Origin of the sequence: Moorella thermoacetica, assembly GCF_001267405.1 — a bacterium.
In the GTDB taxonomy this organism is placed as follows: Bacteria; Bacillota; DSM-521; order Neomoorellales; family Neomoorellaceae; genus Neomoorella; species Neomoorella thermoacetica.
The window spans coordinates 841,451-860,052 of sequence record NZ_CP012369.1 but is presented as its reverse complement, the minus strand read 5'-3'; the positions used below and the strand labels follow the sequence as shown (position 1 = coordinate 860,052).

Sequence of the window (18,602 nt, the reverse complement as noted above, 5' to 3'; positions counted from 1 at the left end):
GATGGATTTGGAGGGTGAATCTATCCTTAAAACCATAAAGAGGGCCGGCTATAAGGCGACTCCCCAGCGCCGGGCCCTGGTCAACCTTCTTCTGGCAGCGGGCAAACCCTTAACAGTGGCCGAGATCTGCCAGGTCCTCCAGCGAGAGTTCCCGGATATCAGCAGTGACACCGTCTACCGCAACCTGAGGCTCCTGGTGGACCTGGGACTGGCGGCCCAGATCCGCGCCGGTACCGCCTATAACGATTGTTTTGAGATCCTGACGGAACATCACTACCACCTTGTTTGCCTGGGGTGTGGTGCTATTACCTGCCTGCCGGACTGTCCTGTAAGCGATTGGCAACCGCCGGCCGAAAAATTGGGCAACTTCCAGGTTACAGGTCATTCCTTTGAAATTCACGGTTTCTGCGGCCGCTGCCGGCAGCGGGGCTTAAACAAAGGAGGATATCACGATGCCAGTTAGAAGGTATTTCCTGGTTGCTCTTTTAGCCCTGGCCTTGCTGGTGGCCGGTTGTAACACCAAGCCGTCGTCCCCGGCAGCCGGCACGGGGGCCAAAATTAAGGTGGCCGCTACCATCATGCCCCTGGCCGATATGGTGAGCCAGATAGGGGGCAACCGGGTGCAGGTTCTTACCCTCCTCCCTCCCGGCAGCAGCCCCCACACTTTTGAGATTACCGCGCCCCAGATGAAGGATCTGGCCGGGGCAACCCTGCTGGTCCAGGTCGGGGGGGGTCTTGATGAGTGGGCGGGAAAGTTTGCCGCAGCCGCCGGGCCCGGACTCCAGATTATTAATCTGGGCCAGGGCCTGGTCGCACCCGGAGCCAACCCCCATATCTGGCTGGACCCGGTCCTGGTACGGGATCAGTTGGCTCCCAAGGTTGCCGGGGCCCTGGTGGCCCTGGACCCGGAACATAAGGATTACTTCGAAACCAACCTTAAAAAATGGCAGCAGCAGTTGACCGCCCTGGACAGGGAAATCCAGGCCGGCCTGGCACCCTTCGCAGGGTACGCCTTTATCGAATTCCATCCCGCCTGGTTTTACTTCGCCCGGCGCTATCACCTCCAGGAACTGGCCAGCGTCGAGGAAAAACCGGGTCAGGAACCCTCAGCAGCCGAGCTGGCAAATATAGTTCAGACAGCCCGTAGCAAGGGTAAACCGCCGGTTTTCATTGAACCCCAGTTCAATCCCCAGGCTGCCAGGACCCTGGCCGCCGAATACGGGGGCCGGGTTCTCACCCTGGACCCTCTGGGCGGCGGCCCCGGCGCCCCGACTACCTATATCGATCTTATGCGTCGCAACCTGGAAACCATGATCGAGGCTTTCAGATAAGGGTTTACGGAGGCAACCCATGGAACCTATCGTCCTGGAACATGTAAGCCTGCACCACCGCGGGCAGGCCATCATTGACAAGGTTAGTTTGAGGATCGCCAAAGGCGAGTTTGTCGGGCTTATCGGGCCCAATGGTGCCGGCAAGACCACCATGCTCCGCCTTATCCTGGGCCTGCTGCCCCCTACTGGCGGCCGGGTCCAGCTCCTGGGAGCCGATCCCTGGCGGCAACCGGCCGTTCGTACCCGGGCAGGCTACCTGCCCCAGCGGCCAGCCTTTGAGGACCGTTTTCCCTTGACTGCCGCCGACGCCATCTGGCTGGCCCTGCCCCGCCGGCCCTTTAGCTGGCGCCCCGCTAGGCGGGAAAAGGAACTGATTGCCGGCGCCCTGGAGCTGGTAAACCTGGCCGGTTACGGGGAATCACCCCTCCGGGCCCTGTCCGGCGGCCAGTTGCAGCGAGTATACCTCGCCCGGGCCCTGGTAAACCGGCCGGAAGTCCTGATCCTGGATGAACCTACCAGCGCCCTGGATTTCGCTGCCCAGCGCCATTTCTACCGGCTCCTGGCCGACCTGCGGCGCCAGCTCGGCCTGACCATCCTGGTAGTATCCCATGACCTCCTGGCCCTGGCGGCCGTTGCCGACCGCTTTATTCTACTCGATAAAACCGTCCTGGCCAGCGGTAACCCCCGGCGGGTGCTATCCTTCAAAGGGTTAAACCGGGAGGAGCTTTTCCCCATGCGGGAGGTGGCCCGCTGATGGCCGTCTGGGGTTATGCCTTTTTCCAGCGGGCCCTGGCCGCCGGCCTGCTGGTGGGATTGGTTTGTGCCCTGGTATCCTTTTTTGTCGTTTTAAAACGGCTGGCTTTTATCGGAACAGGCATCGCCCACTCTACCTTTGGTGGCCTGGCCCTGGGCCTGGCCCTGGGGGTCAACCCCCTGGTGCCCGCAGGTGCCGTGGCCCTGGTAACTGCCTGGAGCATCGGTCTCTTGAGTCAGAAAGGACATCTCCATGAAGATACAGCCATAGGCATCGTCTTTTCAGCCGCCATGGCCCTGGGCGTGGTAATTTTGGGTTTCTACCGCGGTTATGGCGATGTCTTCAGCTACCTGTTTGGTAATATCCTGGCCGTAACCGGGAGCGACCTGATGATCCTGGCTGTCAGCGCCTTGCTGGTGACCGCCTTTATCGCCTTTTTTTTCCGGGACCTTCTGGCCCTGGCCTTTGACGAAGAAACAGCAAGGGCCACCGGTCTCCCGGTGACCCCTTTATATCTTGGCCTTTTAACCGGTATTGCCCTGGCTGTTGTTGTGGCCGTTAAGTCGGTGGGAATTATCCTGGCCTCAGCCCTCCTGGTTATCCCGGCAGCAACGGGTTACCAGCTGGCAGATAATTACCGCTCCATGCTCCTCTTCACCCTGGGCAGTAGCCTGCTGGCTGTCATGGTCGGCCTCTTTCTTTCTTTTTATTTAAACCTGCCTTCCGGGGCAGCCATTGTCCTGGTGGCTACCCTTTTCTTCCTTTTCTCCCTGATCCCGGGTCGTCACAAGGGTCTGGGTTAGATTAACTTGATGGCCTGGCGATCACAGGCCAGCAGGCAGCGACCGCATCCCAGGCAGGTAGGGCTGATATACCAGGGTTCGCCTGCCTCTTCCCTGGTAAAGGAGTTGGTGGGACAGGCCAGGCGAGCCTGACACACTGCCAGGCTATCGCAAAGGCCGGGATCGATAAAAGCATGCCTGCTCATAGGATAACCTCCTGGAAGAAAACTTATTACAGGCTGCTGGCATTGTTTTGGTTGGGATAAAACAGGGAGGGAACCGGCCGTGACCGGTTCCCTCCCTGTTTGTCCATCGTCAGTGGATGGCTGCTTCCAGCTGTTCCTGTAATTTTTCCTTGGGCATGTAGCCGACAATCCGGCCTGCCTCGGCGCCGTCTTTAAAGATGACCAGGGTGGGAATACTCATTATCCCGTAACGGGCCGCCAGTTCCTGGTTCTCATCAACATTGACCTTGGCGAATTTTACATTGCCATCGTAGTCTGCGGCCAGTTGCTCCAGAACCGGGGCCATCATCCGGCAGGGGCCGCACCATACAGCCCAGAAGTCAACCACTACCGGCAGTGGAGCTGACAGGACCTCAGCTTCGAAATCATTTTGGTTAACATTGATGGGCTTAGCCACTTTATTTCCCTCCTTAGTAATTTTGCACGCCATCGACTACCAGTTGCTTGAAGGGACCAAAACCGACCAGATCGACATCCACGCCCCGGGAAGCCTTAATCCCCTTCTGCAGGTAGACTTTTAACCCATCTATCTGGTTGAGGATGAAATTCTTTATATCGGCTGGTGCACCTGCATACACGGCAGGTCTAACTGAGAGGCCGGCTCAACTACCGCAAATCTCCAATTTAATAGTAATAGCTTCGGCTTTTTCTTTGATGTATTCCATTGCTTTAGGCGAAATGCGAATTTCCAATTCCAACCCCCCTCTCTTGATTTGAATTATACTAAACTATTTTTTCGCTGTCAATAGTTTTCTATAAAGGGCGTTGTGGTTTTTGTTGTTGCACAGCCTGGTAGCGGAGCCTGGCCCGGCAGATTTCACAGGTATAGACGGCATCCTTATCACGCGCCAGCTTCTGGTAATCCTTATGTACCTTGGTTATTTCTTCTTTACGGCCACACAGTGCACATTTTACTTCCATGTAGTTTTCACTCCCCGGCCTTTAATATTCCACATTAAAAAAAACTTTTCCTCCCGGCGTATATTTTTTCCCATCCGGGAAAACCTGAAGGCAGGTTCTCAAAAGAAAGGGAGGGTTAAATTTGCAGCGTGCCGAATTCTACCGGCTGGCCGGGGTAGTTCTGGACCTGGCAATAGAGGCCCATGACCTCTTACGTGGGGCTACCAGGCAGGAAGTCCCCGGGGTACGGGAAGACAAGGAAAAATTTCCCAATGCCATTGTCACAACCATTACCATTCTGGATGAAGCCGGAGAACAGGCCATGGGGAAATCCCGCGGTACTTACATAACCATCGACGCCCCCGCCCTCCTGGCCGAAAACCCGCCGGTACATGAGGAAATAGCTGGATTACTATCCCAGAAACTCAACCTCTTACTGCAAAACTTGCAGGTTGGCCCTACCGACCCTGTCCTGGTGGTCGGCCTGGGCAACTGGGAGGCAACCCCGGATTCCCTGGGCCCCAAGGTTATCAACCAGTTTACCGTCACCAGGCACCTGTTAAAATATGCTCCCCAGAGCATGCCTCCGGGAACCAGGCCGGTCAGCGCATTGGCCCCCGGCGTCCTGGGAACCACGGGCATTGAGACAGCTGAAATTATCCGGGGTGTAGTCGAGAAGACCGGACCACGGGTAATCATTGCCATCGATGCCCTGGCTGCCGGGGATTTGAATCGCGTTGGCAGCAGCATCCAGATTAGCGACACCGGCATCAGCCCCGGTTCGGGAGTCGGGAACCAGCGTCTGGGTATAAATTTGCAAACTATGGGTGTACCGGTAATCGCCATCGGTATTCCTACCGTCGTCCATGCCGGGGTCATAATCTTTGAGGCCCTTAATCAGTTACAGCAGGCCTTTCCCAATGTCAACTTGCAAATTAATCAGGCTCTGGCTCAAAATCTCTCCCGGAATGTCCTTTCGCCCTTTGGCGGCAATCTGACGGTTACACCCAAAGAGGTTGATGACCTGGTCCACAACCTGGCCTGGGTCATTGGCAACGCCCTGAACAGATCCCTGCATACCAACCTTCTCCGTACCCATGCGGCTATCCCGTTACATTAAGAAAATGGCGGGTGCAGCACCCGCCATCAAGCATTACGTTACTGTTGGGTCATTCCTAAACCACTCGACTGAGCGTTGAACTGCTGAGCGTTGAGGTTTAACTTCTGCCCCCCGGTAGTAAAGGCGGGGTTGGGACCGCTAATACGACCGGTAACATTCTGGGCGGCACCCAGTTCAACATCAGCACCACCAAGGCCGCCAGCTGCCTGGCCGCTGAGGGTCGATTCATAAGCAGCAATCATCTTTTTGACCATCAGCCCCCCTACGGAACCGTTAACCTTGGAGGGCAGGTCACCCAGGTAACCGTCGTAATTGGAGATCCCCAGTTCGCTGGCCACTTCCTGCTTGAACCTTTCCATCTGGCCGCGGGCCTGGGGGATCAGGAGACGGTTGGTCCTGCCACCTTGCGGCATTTAGTTTCACCTCCTTTATTAGCGTCTAGTTGTAGTATGTTCCGGCGGCACCCTTTTATGCTTAGCATTATTTGGCTAGCGTAATTTTACATCTATACTACAAAAAAGGAAAAACACGACTGTGGATACCAAAAAAATAAAGGCCCCGGGCAGGCCTTTTTAATTTTTTATAGCCGGCCGCCGTGGGCCTCAATAATCTCCCGCACCTCATCTACCCGTTCCGGGCTGGTGACAACGGTTACCAGAAAGCCCTCGTTGCCGGCCACGCCATAATTCTTTAAACCCACCCCGCTCACGGAGGGATCGGCTGCCAGCAAAGCACGGGTGTCAGTTTTGACCAGGGGGTTAATATCGGCCGAGTAAAGGCTAAGGCCGGTGATAGTACTGGCCTGGTTCGCCAGGGGGTTGTTGTACTGGTCATTATAACGGGTACCAAAACGCCCCACCCGGTCAAACTGGACTTCCCTTATACCGGCTTCTTGAAGGGCATTGATGGCCTCCTGGGCTCGGGTGCTGCTGGGAAAGTAAGCCAAAAGAGATCGTTCATCCCTTTCCAAGCGCATAAGAAAACCACCTTCACCAAATAATCTTGGTGTTAGTGTGGCTTAAAAAATTTTTATCATGCCCCCTGGCCCTGGAAAATTATATTAAAAATGTAAACCGGCCAGCTTTTCCCTGGCAGCCTGGTAAAGGGCCTCATATTCAAGTGAAGGACCCTCCTGGCGGCAAATCTCCCTGGCATCCTGGCGGGCCTGTTCCAGGATGTGGCTGTCCCCGGGGAGCTGGGCCAGGTGAAATTCAGGTAACCCGTGCTGGCGGGTACCGAAGAACTCGCCTGGTCCCCGCAGGCGCAGGTCGGCCTCGGCAATGGCAAAGCCGTCCCGGTTGGTAGTCAGGATCGCCAGTCGCTCCCGGGCTGCCTGGCTGCCTCTGGTAACCAGGAAGCAGTAAGCTGCTGCCGTGCCCCGGCCCACCCGCCCCCGCAACTGGTGCAGTTGGGCCAGACCCAACCTTTCCGCTCCTTCGATTAACATCACCGTAGCATTGGGGACATCAACCCCCACCTCAACCACCGTAGTAGCTACCAGGATGGCAATCTTCCCTTCCCGGAAGGCGTTCATAACCTCTTCTTTTTCCGCCGGTCGCAGGCGGCCGTGCACCAGCCCTACCGGGTATCCCGGGAAAACCTCCTCCTGCAGTTTCCGGGCCATGGCGGTGGCGGCTTCCACGGCCACGCCGTCGTTGGCGTCGATTACGGGGCAGATGACATAGGCCTGGTGACCGGCCCGGATTTCCCGTTCGATTAACCGGTAAGCCCGGGGACGCTGTTTTTCTGTGATTACATATGTAGCCACCGGTTGCCGGCCCGGAGGCAGCTCATCCAGGACGGAGATATCCAGGTCACCATAGATGGCCAGGGCCAGGGTCCGGGGAATGGGCGTCGCCGTCATGACCAGTAAATCGGGGCACTCGCCCTTGGTCTGGAGGGCAGCCCGTTGGTCAACGCCAAAACGGTGCTGTTCGTCGATTACCACCAGGCCCAGAGACTTAAAGCTTACATCGTCCTGAATAAGGGCGTGGGTGCCCACCACCAGGGGCAACTGGCCGCTGGCCAGGCCGGCCAGGATGTTTTCCCGTTCAGTCCTGGGGGTACTGCCGGTAAGGGTAACTACCGGGAGCCGCAGGGGCGCCAGTAGTTGCCCCAGGGTCCTGCCGTGTTGCTCAGCCAGGACTTCCGTAGGAGCCATGAGGGCAGCCTGCCAGCCGCCGGCCACCGCCTTTACCATAGCGGCCGCAGCAACAACCGTTTTCCCGGAGCCGACATCCCCCTGGAGCAGCCGGGCCATAGGCCGGGGGGCTTCCATATCGGCCAGGATTTCCGCCAGCGCCCTGGCCTGGGCTGAGGTTAATTTAAAGGGCAGGCTGTCAACCAGCCGGTTAACCAGATTGTTAGCCGGGGTATGGGCTATACCCTGCCTGCCTTGCTCCTGCTGCACCCGGTGCAGGTTTAAACCCAGTTCCCAGATAAGCAGTTCTTCGTATTTCAGCCGGCGCCGGGCCTGGTGAAGGCCGGCGGCATCGGGGGGGAAATGGATATATTTTAAAGCCTGGAGGCGGGGTATAAGGCGGTAACGCCGGCATAAGGATAGGGGTAAAACCTCCGGTAAATCCCCGGCAACGGCTTCCAGGGCCAGATGGATTACCAGGCGCAGCCAGCGCTGGCTAAGGCCGGCCGTCAAAGCATAAAAGGGTACAATCCGCCCTGTATGGAGACCCGGATCCCCTTCACCCAGGGCTTCGTAATCACTGACCTGGATTTCCGGCCGGTAGTCCCTGTATCTAACCTTCCCGGTGAGGATTACCCCGGTTCCCGGCGGCATCTGGCGCTTGAGGTATGGCTGGTTAAACCAAACGGCAAAGCCTGTTCCCTGCCGGCCCTGAATCAGGGCCCGGATCAACCGCAGGCGAGGGCGGACTTCCCTTTCTTCCCAGGCCCTGATGGTTACCTGTACCGTGACCACCTCGCCGGGAGCCACTGCCGCCAGATCTTTAAGCTGGCGGCGGTCTTCATAACGCCGGGGGAAGTGCCATAATAAGTCACCAACCGTCTGGATGCCCAGCCGGGAAAGGCGGGCCGCCCTCTGGTGGCCCACATATTTTAAAGTTGCTACCGGATGGTCGAGTATCATTCCTGATCCCGGTTTTTGATAGCCTCGTTCAAGTCCTTAAGGAGTTGATCCAGGTCCAGGCCGTGCATCCTGGCTCCACTGGCGATGGTTTCGTCCATAGCGCCCATGCACTCCAGGCAGCCCATACCGTGGCGAATGAAAACCGGCCGCACCTGGGGATAAGCCCGCAGGACGTCCATAATCGAGAGGTCTTTAGTTATTTGCAGGGGAACAACCCTTTCACGCAGATTACCGGTCATCAACCTCGCCCCTCCCATTATTATTTCAACATCTGCCGGCAACTACCTCCCTGGTAGACAAAAAATTGTACGTGTCAAGATGTAGTAGGCAAAAAGAGACCCCACATAAAAATCCCATATATATCCAGCACCTTTTCCGGCTCCGGAGTATTGTGCAGTAATTCGCTGCGCCTGTCAACGTTAAAGCCTGCGGCCGCCTACGGCGACCTTGACAGGCTTCGCGAATTACTGCCTGCTCTAATTAAGCCAGAAAAGGGGTTAGAATATAGCTCCACTAATTCTTGTTAGTTGCCTCATGGTATATTTAACCCAATCTGTTCCCGCCTCAGGGCCAACAAGGGCTGGTACTCTCTTCCTTAACCATTCTTCTACGTCTTCTTTACTTATCTTCTTTTCTTTTATTACTTTAACGGGATTCTTTTCTACTTGGGGCATCTTTTTTTCTAACCATGCGGCTAATTCTCCATTGGCTTTGAGCATTAGTAATGCTACCATGGCCGTTGCTCCTGCTTCGCTCCAGCTCATCCCCCTCTTTTTCATGCGGATGGCTATTTTTTTGTCTACTGTTGTTTCGGCTACGCCCATCCCGTATAACTTTTGCCCTTCCAGCTGTCGTGGTAACCGCAAGCGGTAATCTAACAAGTTATCGCGATATCTTTGACAGTAGTCATATACTTTTTGGCATTGTTGCTTGTTTTTGCGGTTCGGTGCTTCTTCTATGAGTGCTTCCAGGGTGTCTAAAAAGACCTGCTCTTGACCTTTGGCTAAAGTCTTCATTAATCCCTGCGCTGTTTCGTTCCCATATGCCTGCCTTATATCCCGGTGGAGGTGGTAGCGGTCTAATTGTACGATGGCTCCTGGTAACTGTTCTTTGGCTGTCTTCTGGACCCAGCTGGCTCCGTCGCCATTGACGACATATATTGTTTTTTCGTCTATCTCGTAGTACCTGGCTATTTCCGTGGTGAGGGCTTCCCAAAATTGTTCTCCATCTTCATAGATGCCCATCACTACCCGCGGGTTCTTGAGATGCCGGGCATTCCCTTTTTCTATCCACCCTTCGTAAACTATTCCTACTTTGACTTCTATCCGGTCTTGCTTGCTCCTTTGCAGCGGGATCATTATACCATCGGCTTCGATAAATAGTACCGGTACTTTTTTCTTTTTGCCTTGGGGCTCTTCCCCGCTCATGAATAGATTATTGCGCAGGGCTTCTTGCAGTTCTTTTTGTTCCAGTCCATTTCGTTTTACTTCGCTATGGATGGTCATATGACTTAATTGGCCCATCCCTGCTTCGGCCATTATTTCCGCTGCCTGCCTGAAGGGTAACCGGGTTGCCAGCGATACGGCTAATTTGAGCAGTCTTCCTGTCAGACGCTTTCCTTGGCGTAAGTTTAGGGCTTCGTCTAATAGAAACCTTCCTTCCCCTCTTTTCTTTTTGCGCGTTGCTTTAACATATAGCCGGCGCTTAAAGGTTATATCCCCGTACAGGCAGGTGATTGTGCGGTAGCGGAACCCAGCTATCTTATATCCCTTAGGTTTTGCTGGCATAAGGGTATCATCCAGGGCTTCCAGTACGGCTACCAATAACCTCCTGGCTATTTGCAGGATAACTTCTTCAAGAGTGTTGAAATTCTCGATACCATCTAATAAACTAATGATGGTAGCGGTACTGGTACTACCGTTTACCATTAAGAGACCTCACTCCTTTTACGGTGGTTTTCTTCCTGTGAGGTCTCTTTTCTCTTTTTTACCCCTTTTTCCTCCTACCTACTGTAATTTTACACTAACCAAAAAATTTATTTGCTTGCTTTTTAACCCTTTCTCTGGTAAAATAGCGCCCGTAGGGTTTTAAAGCGAGGTGAGAATAATGGCTACCTGCAGCATTTGCGGCAAAAGGGCAGTTACCGGCAATCAAGTTAGTCACTCCAACATTAAGACCAAGCGCACCTGGGCGCCAAACCTGCAGCGGGTCAAGCTCCTGGTAAACGGCACCCCGCGCAGGGCATATGTTTGCACCCGTTGTCTCCGTTCCGGCAAGGTTCAGCGGGCTATTTAAGGAGATTGATATTTAGTAACCCGGGGTTTTCACCCCGGGTTTTGACTTTTAACCCTACCTGGCCGGCCAGGGTAACTCCTGCAGCACCTCTCCCGTAGCCAGGGCCAGGAGCCGGACACCCTGTTCATCGGCCACAGCCACCGTCTTCAGTTTACCCAGAGGACCGCTGTGGGGCAAGCTGGGGCTGCCAGGATTCAGGTACAGGCGGCCCCCCTGGCAGGCCAGGACCGGTACATGGGTATGGCCGGTGACCCAGAGGTCGGCCCGGTAATAGGCGGCCAGAGTTTCCGCCTCCCCTGGCGCCAGGCGATGGCCGTGCTGGGCAATAATCCGCCGCTCGCCCATCTGAAAGACAACCTGTTCCGGCAGAGGCAGCTTCAGAACCATGGCATCGACCTCGGCGTCGCAGTTGCCCCGGGCGATAAGCAACGGTACCGGTGACTGGCGCAGAAGTTCAGCCAGGTCTTTAGGCGCATAGGCGGCAATAATGGGGTTCCGGGGGCCGTGGTAGAGGACGTCGCCGGCATGAATAATCATCTCGCACCCCTGGAAGCAATTCTTAAGCGCCTGTTCCCAAGCGCTGCCGTCGCCGTGGGTGTCGCTAATAATCCCTACTCGCATCCCTCATCTACCTCGCCATTACCTTGAAAAGGTTGGCCATTTCCATAGCCGTCATGGCGGCATCGAATCCTTTGTTGCCCGCCTTGGTACCGGCCCTTTCAATAGCCTGTTCAATATTGTCAGCGGTGATCAGTCCATAGATTACCGGCACGCCGCTGTTCAAGCTCACCTGGGCTATACCCTTAGTTACCTCGGCAGCCACATACTCAAAATGGGGGGTAGCACCGCGAATGACCGCCCCCAGGCAAATAACGGCATCGTAGCCCCGGGCGGCCATCTTTTGCGCTGTCAGGGGTATCTCAAAGGCTCCCGGCACCCAGGCAATATCAATGGCGCCCGGGTCGGCGCCGTGGCGGTTCAGGGCATCCAGGGCTCCATCCAGGAGCCGGGAAGTGATAAACTCGTTGAAACGGCTGACAACTATGCCAAACTTTAGTCCCCGGCCTTCCAACTGGCCTTCCATAATGTTGGGCATAACAAATCCTCCTTGGCTTCCTTAGGGCTGGAGGTACCGGCTCCGGGCTCGAGTGGTTTTCGGCTAGCAAACTTGGCGCTTAAGTTGCTTAAGCGGCGGGGGGTGGTTTGGCTTTATTCTCTTTAGAATACTAACCTCACTTACGCCTCGACCCATCGCCCTTTCGCCTGAAACCTCCAGTTACTTGCCTAAGCCTACATTTTTATAGTTTGTGGCGGGAGCACCAGCCCCCATGGGCGGCTCTAGCTGATATGCAGCAGGTGGCCCATTTTTTCCTTTTTAGTCTTCAGGTAACGCCGGTTAACCTTGTTTGGGCAGATTTCAATGGGTACCCTTTCGACAACCTGGAGGCCATATCCTTCCAGGCCGGCGATCTTTTTGGGGTTATTAGTCAGGAGGCGGATCTGGCGGACCCCCAGGTCGGCCAGGATCTGAGCGCCAATGCCGTAGTCCCGCAAATCGGGCGGGAAGCCCAGGGCCTCATTAGCCTCCACTGTGTCTTTACCTTCCTCCTGCAGCTTGTAGGCCTTGATCTTGTTGAGGAGGCCGATGCCCCGGCCTTCCTGGCGCATATAGAGGATTACCCCGGCACCCTCATCCTCAATCATCTTCATAGCCCGTTGCAACTGGTCGCCACAATCGCAGCGTTCAGAGCCGAAGACATCCCCCGTCAGGCATTCCGAATGAACCCGGACCAGGACCGGCCTTCCCTTGGCTATATCGCCCTTCACCAGGGCCAGGTGGCCCTTCCCGTTCATGATCTCTTCATAGGCAACGGCTTTAAAGTGGCCGTACCTGGTGGGCAGATCGGCCTCGGCCACCCGGCGTACCAGTTTTTCCCGCCGGCGACGAAACTCGATCAGGTCGGCAACCGTGATTAACTTCAGGCCATGTTCCTGGCAGAATTTATAGAGCTGGGGTACCCGGGCCATGGTACCGTCGGGGTTCATAATTTCGCAGATGACCCCTGCCGGGTAGAGCCCGGCCAGGCGGGCCAGGTCCACGGCCGCCTCGGTGTGCCCGGCCCGGCGCAGGACCCCGTCCGGTTTCGCCCTTAGGGGAAAGATGTGCCCGGGCCGGCGCAGATCCTCCGGCCGGGTCGAGGGATCGATAAGCCGCTTAATGGTTGCGGCCCGCTCAAAGGCCGAGATACCAGTGGTCACCTCGGCTGCATCTACCGAGACGGTAAAGGCCGTTCCCATGGACTCTGTATTTTGGTTTACCATAGGTTCCAGTTCCAGCTCGTCCAGGCGTTGACCTTCCATAGGCACACAGATCAGGCCGCGACCATGGGTGGCCATAAAGTTTATGGCCTCCGGCGTAACCCTGGCGGCCGCCATGACCAGGTCACCTTCGTTTTCCCGGTCCTCGTCATCGACGACGACCACCATCCGCCCAGCCTTGATCTCGGCGATAGCCTCCTCAATGGTATTAAAGCTTATCCCTTCATTCATTTAATCATCGCCTTCTTCAATTTTCATTTGAGAAAGCCCTGGGACGCCAGGAATTCCAGGGTCAACCCCTGCCGGGCCGGTTCTTCGACGGGAGGATTTAAAAGTCTTTCCAGGTAACGGGCCAGGAGGTCTACCTCGATATTGACCCGGTCCCCGGGCCCTTTGTCCCCCAGGATGGTATTCCTGGCTGTATGGGGAATAAGGCCGACCGTCACCTGGTTCCCGGTCACGGTAATCACCGTCAGGCTGGTGCCGTCCAGGGCCAGGGAACCCTTGGGGGCAATGTAGCGTTCCAGGCCAACCGGTACCGCCAGGGTTAATTCCCAGGCGATACCTACCTGCCGCCGGCTCTTAATCTCCCCGACGCCGTCGATATGACCGCTGACCAGATGGCCCCCCAGCCTCTCCCCCAGGCGCAGCGCCCTTTCCAGGTTGACCCTGTCCCCTACTTTCAGTGAGCCCAGGGTGGTTACCCTCAAGGTTTCAGCCATGACCTCCGCCACCAGGGCCTCCGGCTCCACATCCACCACCGTCAGGCAGGCCCCGTTGACGGCGATGCTATCGCCCCGGCGGGTACCGGCCAGAACTTCCCGGGCGGAAATGGTTAATCGGGCCCCTTGTGGGACAGTCACAATCCTGCGAATGCTCCCGATTTCTTCTATTAACCCGGTAAACAAGGCTCTTCCCCTCTTTTGAGCAGGTACCCGCTCAACATGATATCTTCGCCGCAGCGCTCCACGGCCAGTTTTTCTAATTTCCAGGCGGTCGCCGGGTCGGCGACCCCCAGGCCGCCCACCGGTGCCGGTGCCTCTCTGCCCCCGAAGATTTTAGGGGCGATAAAGGCCACCACCTTGTCGACAATCCCGGCCGCCAGGGCGGTGGCGTTTACCTCGGCTCCTCCCTCGACCAGGATACTGGTGACCTGGCGCCTGGCTAGCTCAGCCAGGAGCGGTTGCCAGGCCACCCGGCCGTCTTCCTCCGGCAGGACCAGAACCTCCACTCCCCGGGCCGCAAGGTTTTCCCTGGCTGCTGCCGGGGCCGAAGGTGTGGTGACCACCAGAGTAGGGGCTTCCGATTGGAGGTTTACCACCCTGGCACTCAGGGGCAGCCGCAGGTGGCTGTCCAGGATTACCCTGATAGCGTCCCGCCCCCGGCCGTCCGGCAGGCGGGTGGTTAATTCGGGATCGTCGGCCAGGACGGTGCCAATGCCCACTAGAATGGCATCATGGATATCCCGCAACTCATGGGCCCTCTGCCTGGCAGCCGGGCCGGTAATCCAGCGGGCGGCCCCGGTACGGGTGGCGATCTTCCCGTCCAGGGTCAGGGCCATCTTCAGGGTCACCCAGGGCCTGCCGGTAGTAATATACTTAATAAAGGCCTCATTTAATCTCCGGGCTTCATCTGCCAGCAGTCCCGTCTCTACCTCTATCCCGGCCTGGCTCAGGGCCCGGAAGCCGCCTCCCGCTACCCGGGGATTGGGATCGGCCATGGCTGCTACCACCCTCTTGATCCCGGCGGCGATGATGGCCTCGGTGCACGGGGGCGTCCGGCCGTAGTGGCAGCAGGGTTCCAGGGTTACATACAGGGTGGCTCCCCGGGCCTTCTCCCCGGCGGCACGCAGGGCATGGATCTCAGCGTGGGGGGTGCCAGCCTTCTGGTGATAACCCTCACCTACCACCTGGCCGTCGCGAACGATAACTGCTCCTACTGTCGGGTTGGGGCTGGTACGGCCCAGTCCCTGGCGGGCCAGTTCCAGGGCCCGGGCCATGAAGATGGCATCCTGTGGTTGCATTTAGCTCCTCCAAAAAACTCTCTACCCGAACTGATACTTCCCGCATAAGCTGGAATATGTCCCGGTAGTTACTGGCAGCCGTTTCCATAACAGACGCCATTCCAAAAGCAGTATAAAAAAACCCCGCGGACTCCGGGGCTAGGCAGGCAAAGGATTATAACCTCCTTCTCCCTTCCAGACTTTTACTGTCGGCCCCGGAATTTCACCGGGTCTGCCATAACGGCTCGCGGGCTTTACCGCCGGTAAGGAATTACACCTAACCCCGAAGGACGTTACAGTAATTATATAGCTCCATTCAGGCGGCGTCAAGACGCGCAGGGGGGCACGGGGCCCACTTCATATTTGCACCCTATTTAGCTTCCCCGCCTGGCGTAGTTCCCTGATGGCAGCTCCCCGGTCGGGGCAGCCAAATACAGCCGAACCGGCGACCAGAACCCCGGCCCCGGCCTGGCAGGCGGCAGCTGCCGTCTCCGGGTTGATGCCGCCGTCCACCTCCAGAAGGATATCGAGCCTGTTTTCGCGCAATTTGGCTGCCAGGGAGGCTATTTTGGGAAGCATGGCCGGGATAAACTCCTGGCCACCAAATCCCGGGTTCACCGTCATTAAAAGGATCATCTCCACTTCCCCCAGAACATGATCGAGGACGCTAAGGGGGGTGGCGGGATTCAAAGCAACTGCCGGCCGGCAACCGGCTTCCCGGATCTGCTGCAGGACCCGGTGCAGGTGGGTGCAGGCTTCAGCATGGACGCTGATATAGTCGGCCCCCGCGCGGGCAAAGGGAAGGATAAAATCCTCCGGCCGGGAGAGCATCAAGTGAACATCAAAGACCAGCTGGCTATGGGGCCTCAGGGCGGCTACCACAGCCGGGCCAATAGTCAGGTTGGGGACAAAATGGCCGTCCATGATATCCAGGTGCAGCCAGTCGGCCCCTCCCCTGGCGACGGCCTCTACTTCACCCTGGAGGTTGGCAAAATCGGCAGCCAGCAGTGAAGGTGCAATTATAGGCATTACGAAAAACTCCTTTCCCTGGCGATGACTTCCGCCAGGAAAGTAAGGTAGTGTTCATAACGATGCTTTATAATCAGACCGGCCTCTACGGCTGCTACCACCGCGCAACCGGGCTCCTTCCGGTGCAGGCAGGAGGCATAGCGGCAGCGCCCCCGCAGGGGTTCCATTTCCGGGAAATAGGCAGCCACCTCTTCCCTGGTGATGGCTGGCAGGTCCAGGCGGCTGAAACCCGGGGTATCGGCTACCCACCCCCCATCCGGTAGCCGGATCAGTTCCGCCTGGCGGGTGGTGTGGCGTCCCCGGCCGCCTTTAGAACTGACTTCTCCGGTCCGCAGGTTGAGGCCGGGTTGGATTGCGTTGAGCAGGGAAGACTTGCCAACCCCTGAAGGTCCGGCAAAGGTACTGAGCCTGCCGGCCAGGAGGGCTTTCAGTTCGTCGATACCCTGGCCGGTGTGAGCGCTGGTTATCAAATTCCGGTAACCGATCTGCCGGTAAAGTTCCGGTAACCCAGCGTATTCCTGCTTACTGATATCCGCTTTGTTCCAGACAATAACCGCCTCTATATCCTCGACCCCGCTCAAAAATAACAACCGGTCCAGGAGTTCCAGATCCGGGGGGGGTTCCCTCAGGGCGAAGACGATAATGACCTGCTCGACATTGGCCACTGCCGGTCTTTTTAAGCAGGTCCGCCGGGGTTTCAGATCCTCAATCACCCCTTCCCCCGGACCTACGGGTTTTATTTCCACCCGGTCGCCTGGCAAAAAGACAGTCTCCTGGAGCCGGAAGCGGCCCCGCAGGCGACAGGTCCATACCCGCCCCTCGCTTTCCACGTAATAAAAACCACCGTAGCGCCGTAAAAGGGTGCCTTCCATCCCTTACTCCCTACTGCAAGTCCTGTTCATAAATAACGTTGCCGTCACGGAAAACCTGCAACTTACCTTTGCCGAAATAGTTGATGGTGGCCTGGATTTGCTGGCCCATCTTTTGCTTCTTCTTTAGCACTTCATTAGTACCCTTGGCATCGGTAACTACAATCCGCACCTCATGGTCTTTATCATCAGGGGCCGGGTCAATGGTTACCCCCACCTGTTTCTGGACCGGGCCCGGTCCCTGGCTGACAACCAAATTTATGGCGCTTCCCTGCAAAACATTGCTCCCCTCCCGGGGGTCCTGGGCAATAATATATCCCGGGAATTGATTATCGCTCCGCTGATAGGTCAGGGTGCCCTGTTTCAGTTTAGCCTCCAGGAGTTTCTGCTGGGCCTCGGCCAGGGAAAGGCCTACCACGGACGGGGCGGTGGTAAACTGGGGTTCCGGGCCCTTGCTGATAATCAGCCTGACTTCTGTCCCTTCCGGTTGCTGGGTATTGGCCGGGGGATTCTGGTCAACAACGGAACCTGCCGGAATAGAGGGGTGATATACTTTTAGAGTATCGGCGGCTACCTTGAGATTAGCATTCTCCAGTATTAAGCGGGCATTGCGTTCCGTTTCACCGATAACACTGGGAACCCTCACTAACCTGGCTCCCTGGCTAACGGTCAGGGCTACCACCCGGCCGCGCCGCACCCTTTGATTGGGGCCGGGGTCCTGGGCCATGACCTGGCCGGCTGGAACGCTGGCATCATACTGCCGGGCTATAACCTGACCCCGCAATCCGGCCGCCGCCAGCTGCTCCAGGGCCTGGCCCTCGGGCAGGCCCACTACCGACGGTACCAGGGTCTCGCCTACTGCCAGGTAATAACGGAAACCGGCCCACAGGCCGGCAGCTGCCAGGCCTAGGAACAAGAGGGCCATTAGCACCCACGCCCAGACCCGTGGCCGCCGGCGGGGTTTGGGCAGGGTAGAAGGAGGATCGGGAGTCTCAATGGCCGGCAAAACCTGGGTGGCGAAGGTGGCATCCGCCAGAGCGTTTCTTACGGCCAGCAGGTCGGAACGCAAGGCCGCTGCCGACGGGTAGCGCCGGGCAGGGTCTTTCTCCAGGGTTCGCATAACGACGCGTTCCAGGGCCGGCGGTACATTGGGATTTAATTCGCGCACAGGCCGGGGGTTTTCCTGAAGGTGCTTGAGGGCTACGGCTACCGGTGTTTCGCCGTGAAATGGGAGGTCGCCGGTCAACATCTCGTAGAGGACGATGCCCAGGGAATAGATATCGGCCGTGGCCCCAATAACCCCGCCCCGGGCCTGTTCGGGAGCCAGGTAATGAACGGAGCCAATCATGGTTCCACTCTGGGACATGGTAACCTCGCTGACAGCCTGGGCAATGCCGAAATCCGTCACCTTAACCCTGCCGTTACGGGTAATAAGGATATTGTGGGGTTTGATATCACGATGGATAACACCGTTTTCATGGGCATGCTCAAGGGCGTCACAGATCTGCAGGGAAATATCGATGGCTTCCAGGGGCGGCAGTGGGGCTCGCTCGGAAATAAGGTCCTTCAGCGACCTGCCCTCGACATATTCCATAATCAAGTAATGAAGATCATCTTCCTGGCCAATGTCGTAAATACTGACCACGTTGGGATGGGAGAGACTGGCTACGGCCTGGGCCTCCCGCTGAAAACGGGCTAAAAACTCTTTATCGCTGGCATACTGTTCCCGCAAAATCTTAATAGTTACGTTCCGGTTCAACAGGCGATCCTGGCCCCGGTACACCCTGGCCATGCCGCCTCCCCCGAGTTCGCTGACTATTTCATAACGACCTTCGAGGACTTTGCCAATCATC

At 57.0% G+C, this 18,602-nt stretch carries 23 protein-coding genes and 1 riboswitch; of the genes, 6 read left to right on the top strand and 17 right to left on the bottom strand.

The window, feature by feature from the left end:
• Positions 1–7 precede the first annotated feature (7 nt).
• Genes MOTHE_RS04295 through MOTHE_RS04280 form a run of 4 tightly spaced genes read left to right on the top strand, consistent with a single transcriptional unit; the run spans position 8 to position 2,888 of the window.
• On the top strand, positions 8–463 hold the full coding sequence (locus MOTHE_RS04295) for a Fur family transcriptional regulator (protein WP_011392448.1): 456 nt from the start codon (positions 8–10) through the stop codon (positions 461–463).
• A complete protein-coding gene (locus tag MOTHE_RS04290) occupies positions 453–1,331 on the top strand; it encodes a metal ABC transporter substrate-binding protein (RefSeq protein ID WP_011392447.1) in 879 nt (292 codons plus the stop codon). Before MOTHE_RS04295 ends, MOTHE_RS04290 begins: the two co-directional genes overlap by 11 nt.
• Before the next feature lie 19 nt (positions 1,332–1,350).
• Entirely contained in the window at positions 1,351–2,085 is a 735-nt protein-coding gene (locus MOTHE_RS04285; RefSeq protein ID WP_011392446.1) for a metal ABC transporter ATP-binding protein, read from the top strand.
• Entirely contained in the window at positions 2,085–2,888 is an 804-nt protein-coding gene (locus MOTHE_RS04280; RefSeq protein WP_053094709.1) for a metal ABC transporter permease, read from the top strand. The genes MOTHE_RS04285 and MOTHE_RS04280 overlap by 1 nt, the downstream gene beginning before the upstream one ends.
• Here MOTHE_RS04280 and MOTHE_RS04275 read toward each other — a convergent pair.
• The 4 genes from MOTHE_RS04275 to MOTHE_RS13095 all read right to left on the bottom strand — a co-directional run bounded on the left by MOTHE_RS04275 (position 2,885) and on the right by MOTHE_RS13095 (position 4,033).
• The gene (locus tag MOTHE_RS04275; RefSeq protein ID WP_053094708.1) at positions 2,885–3,073 is read right to left on the bottom strand and encodes a hypothetical protein; all 189 of its coding nucleotides are present in this window, start codon (positions 3,071–3,073) and stop codon (positions 2,885–2,887) included. The genes MOTHE_RS04280 and MOTHE_RS04275 overlap by 4 nt on opposite strands.
• A 109-nt stretch (positions 3,074–3,182) precedes the next feature.
• Positions 3,183–3,509 (bottom strand): thioredoxin, encoded by a 327-nt coding sequence (trxA, locus tag MOTHE_RS04270; protein WP_011392444.1) that lies wholly within the window; start codon positions 3,507–3,509, stop codon positions 3,183–3,185.
• Between the two features lie 13 nt (positions 3,510–3,522).
• On the bottom strand, positions 3,523–3,804 hold the full coding sequence (locus tag MOTHE_RS14090) for a CC/Se motif family (seleno)protein (RefSeq protein ID WP_265736915.1): 282 nt from the start codon (positions 3,802–3,804) through the stop codon (positions 3,523–3,525).
• A gap of 61 nt (positions 3,805–3,865) precedes the next feature.
• A complete protein-coding gene (locus tag MOTHE_RS13095) occupies positions 3,866–4,033 on the bottom strand; it encodes a DUF2197 domain-containing protein (protein WP_071541437.1) in 168 nt (55 codons plus the stop codon).
• 121 nt (positions 4,034–4,154) lie between these two features.
• On the opposite strand from MOTHE_RS13095, the gene gpr reads away from it, so the two are divergent.
• Positions 4,155–5,132 (top strand): GPR endopeptidase, encoded by a 978-nt coding sequence (gene gpr, locus MOTHE_RS04265; RefSeq protein WP_011392443.1) that lies wholly within the window; start codon positions 4,155–4,157, stop codon positions 5,130–5,132.
• 38 nt (positions 5,133–5,170) lie between these two features.
• Here gpr and MOTHE_RS12755 read toward each other — a convergent pair whose 3' ends face one another.
• The 5 genes from MOTHE_RS12755 to MOTHE_RS04240 form a co-directional block, all read right to left on the bottom strand.
• A complete protein-coding gene (locus MOTHE_RS12755) occupies positions 5,171–5,545 on the bottom strand; it encodes an alpha/beta-type small acid-soluble spore protein (RefSeq protein ID WP_011392442.1) in 375 nt (124 codons plus the stop codon).
• Between the two features lie 167 nt (positions 5,546–5,712).
• Positions 5,713–6,108 carry a hypothetical protein gene (locus MOTHE_RS04255; protein WP_011392441.1) on the bottom strand — a complete coding sequence of 132 codons (396 nt, stop codon included), beginning with the start codon at positions 6,106–6,108 and terminating at the stop codon, positions 5,713–5,715.
• Between the two features lie 84 nt (positions 6,109–6,192).
• The gene (gene recG / locus MOTHE_RS04250) at positions 6,193–8,235 is read right to left on the bottom strand and encodes an ATP-dependent DNA helicase RecG (protein WP_011392440.1); all 2,043 of its coding nucleotides are present in this window, start codon (positions 8,233–8,235) and stop codon (positions 6,193–6,195) included.
• A complete protein-coding gene (locus tag MOTHE_RS04245; RefSeq protein WP_011392439.1) occupies positions 8,232–8,474 on the bottom strand; it encodes a DUF1858 domain-containing protein in 243 nt (80 codons plus the stop codon). The genes recG and MOTHE_RS04245 overlap by 4 nt, the downstream gene beginning before the upstream one ends.
• Positions 8,475–8,732: 258 nt before the next feature.
• Positions 8,733–10,163, bottom strand: coding sequence for an ISLre2-like element ISMoth2 family transposase (locus MOTHE_RS04240; RefSeq protein WP_011392438.1), 1,431 nt, complete (start codon positions 10,161–10,163; stop codon positions 8,733–8,735).
• A gap of 178 nt (positions 10,164–10,341) precedes the next feature.
• On the opposite strand from MOTHE_RS04240, the gene rpmB reads away from it, so the two are divergent.
• Complete coding sequence (gene rpmB, locus MOTHE_RS04235) at positions 10,342–10,530, top strand: 50S ribosomal protein L28 (RefSeq protein WP_011392437.1); 189 nt, start codon at positions 10,342–10,344, stop codon at positions 10,528–10,530.
• A 54-nt stretch (positions 10,531–10,584) separates the two neighbouring features.
• Here rpmB and yfcE read toward each other — a convergent pair whose 3' ends face one another.
• The 8 genes from yfcE to pknB form a co-directional block, all read right to left on the bottom strand.
• On the bottom strand, positions 10,585–11,151 hold the full coding sequence (yfcE, locus tag MOTHE_RS04230) for a phosphodiesterase (RefSeq protein WP_011392436.1): 567 nt from the start codon (positions 11,149–11,151) through the stop codon (positions 10,585–10,587).
• A 7-nt stretch (positions 11,152–11,158) separates the two neighbouring features.
• The gene (ribH, locus tag MOTHE_RS04225) at positions 11,159–11,626 is read right to left on the bottom strand and encodes a 6,7-dimethyl-8-ribityllumazine synthase (RefSeq protein ID WP_011392435.1); all 468 of its coding nucleotides are present in this window, start codon (positions 11,624–11,626) and stop codon (positions 11,159–11,161) included.
• Positions 11,627–11,868: 242 nt separating this feature from the next.
• Positions 11,869–13,080, bottom strand: coding sequence for a bifunctional 3,4-dihydroxy-2-butanone-4-phosphate synthase/GTP cyclohydrolase II (locus MOTHE_RS04220; protein WP_011392434.1), 1,212 nt, complete (start codon positions 13,078–13,080; stop codon positions 11,869–11,871).
• Between the two features lie 23 nt (positions 13,081–13,103).
• Positions 13,104–13,757 carry a riboflavin synthase gene (locus MOTHE_RS04215; protein WP_011392433.1) on the bottom strand — a complete coding sequence of 218 codons (654 nt, stop codon included), beginning with the start codon at positions 13,755–13,757 and terminating at the stop codon, positions 13,104–13,106.
• Entirely contained in the window at positions 13,742–14,872 is a 1,131-nt protein-coding gene (ribD, locus tag MOTHE_RS04210) for a bifunctional diaminohydroxyphosphoribosylaminopyrimidine deaminase/5-amino-6-(5-phosphoribosylamino)uracil reductase RibD (RefSeq protein WP_011392432.1), read from the bottom strand. Before ribD ends, MOTHE_RS04215 begins: the two co-directional genes overlap by 16 nt.
• A 158-nt stretch (positions 14,873–15,030) precedes the next feature.
• Positions 15,031–15,146: riboswitch (FMN riboswitch) on the bottom strand.
• A 62-nt stretch (positions 15,147–15,208) separates the two neighbouring features.
• Entirely contained in the window at positions 15,209–15,880 is a 672-nt protein-coding gene (gene rpe / locus MOTHE_RS04205; protein ID WP_011392431.1) for a ribulose-phosphate 3-epimerase, read from the bottom strand.
• Positions 15,880–16,752, bottom strand: a complete 873-nt coding sequence (gene rsgA, locus MOTHE_RS04200) for a ribosome small subunit-dependent GTPase A (RefSeq protein WP_011392430.1) — start codon at positions 16,750–16,752, stop codon at positions 15,880–15,882. Before rsgA ends, rpe begins: the two co-directional genes overlap by 1 nt.
• Before the next feature lie 10 nt (positions 16,753–16,762).
• Positions 16,763–18,601, bottom strand: coding sequence for a Stk1 family PASTA domain-containing Ser/Thr kinase (gene pknB / locus MOTHE_RS04195; RefSeq protein WP_053094707.1), 1,839 nt, complete (start codon positions 18,599–18,601; stop codon positions 16,763–16,765).
• Position 18,602 lies beyond the last annotated feature (1 nt).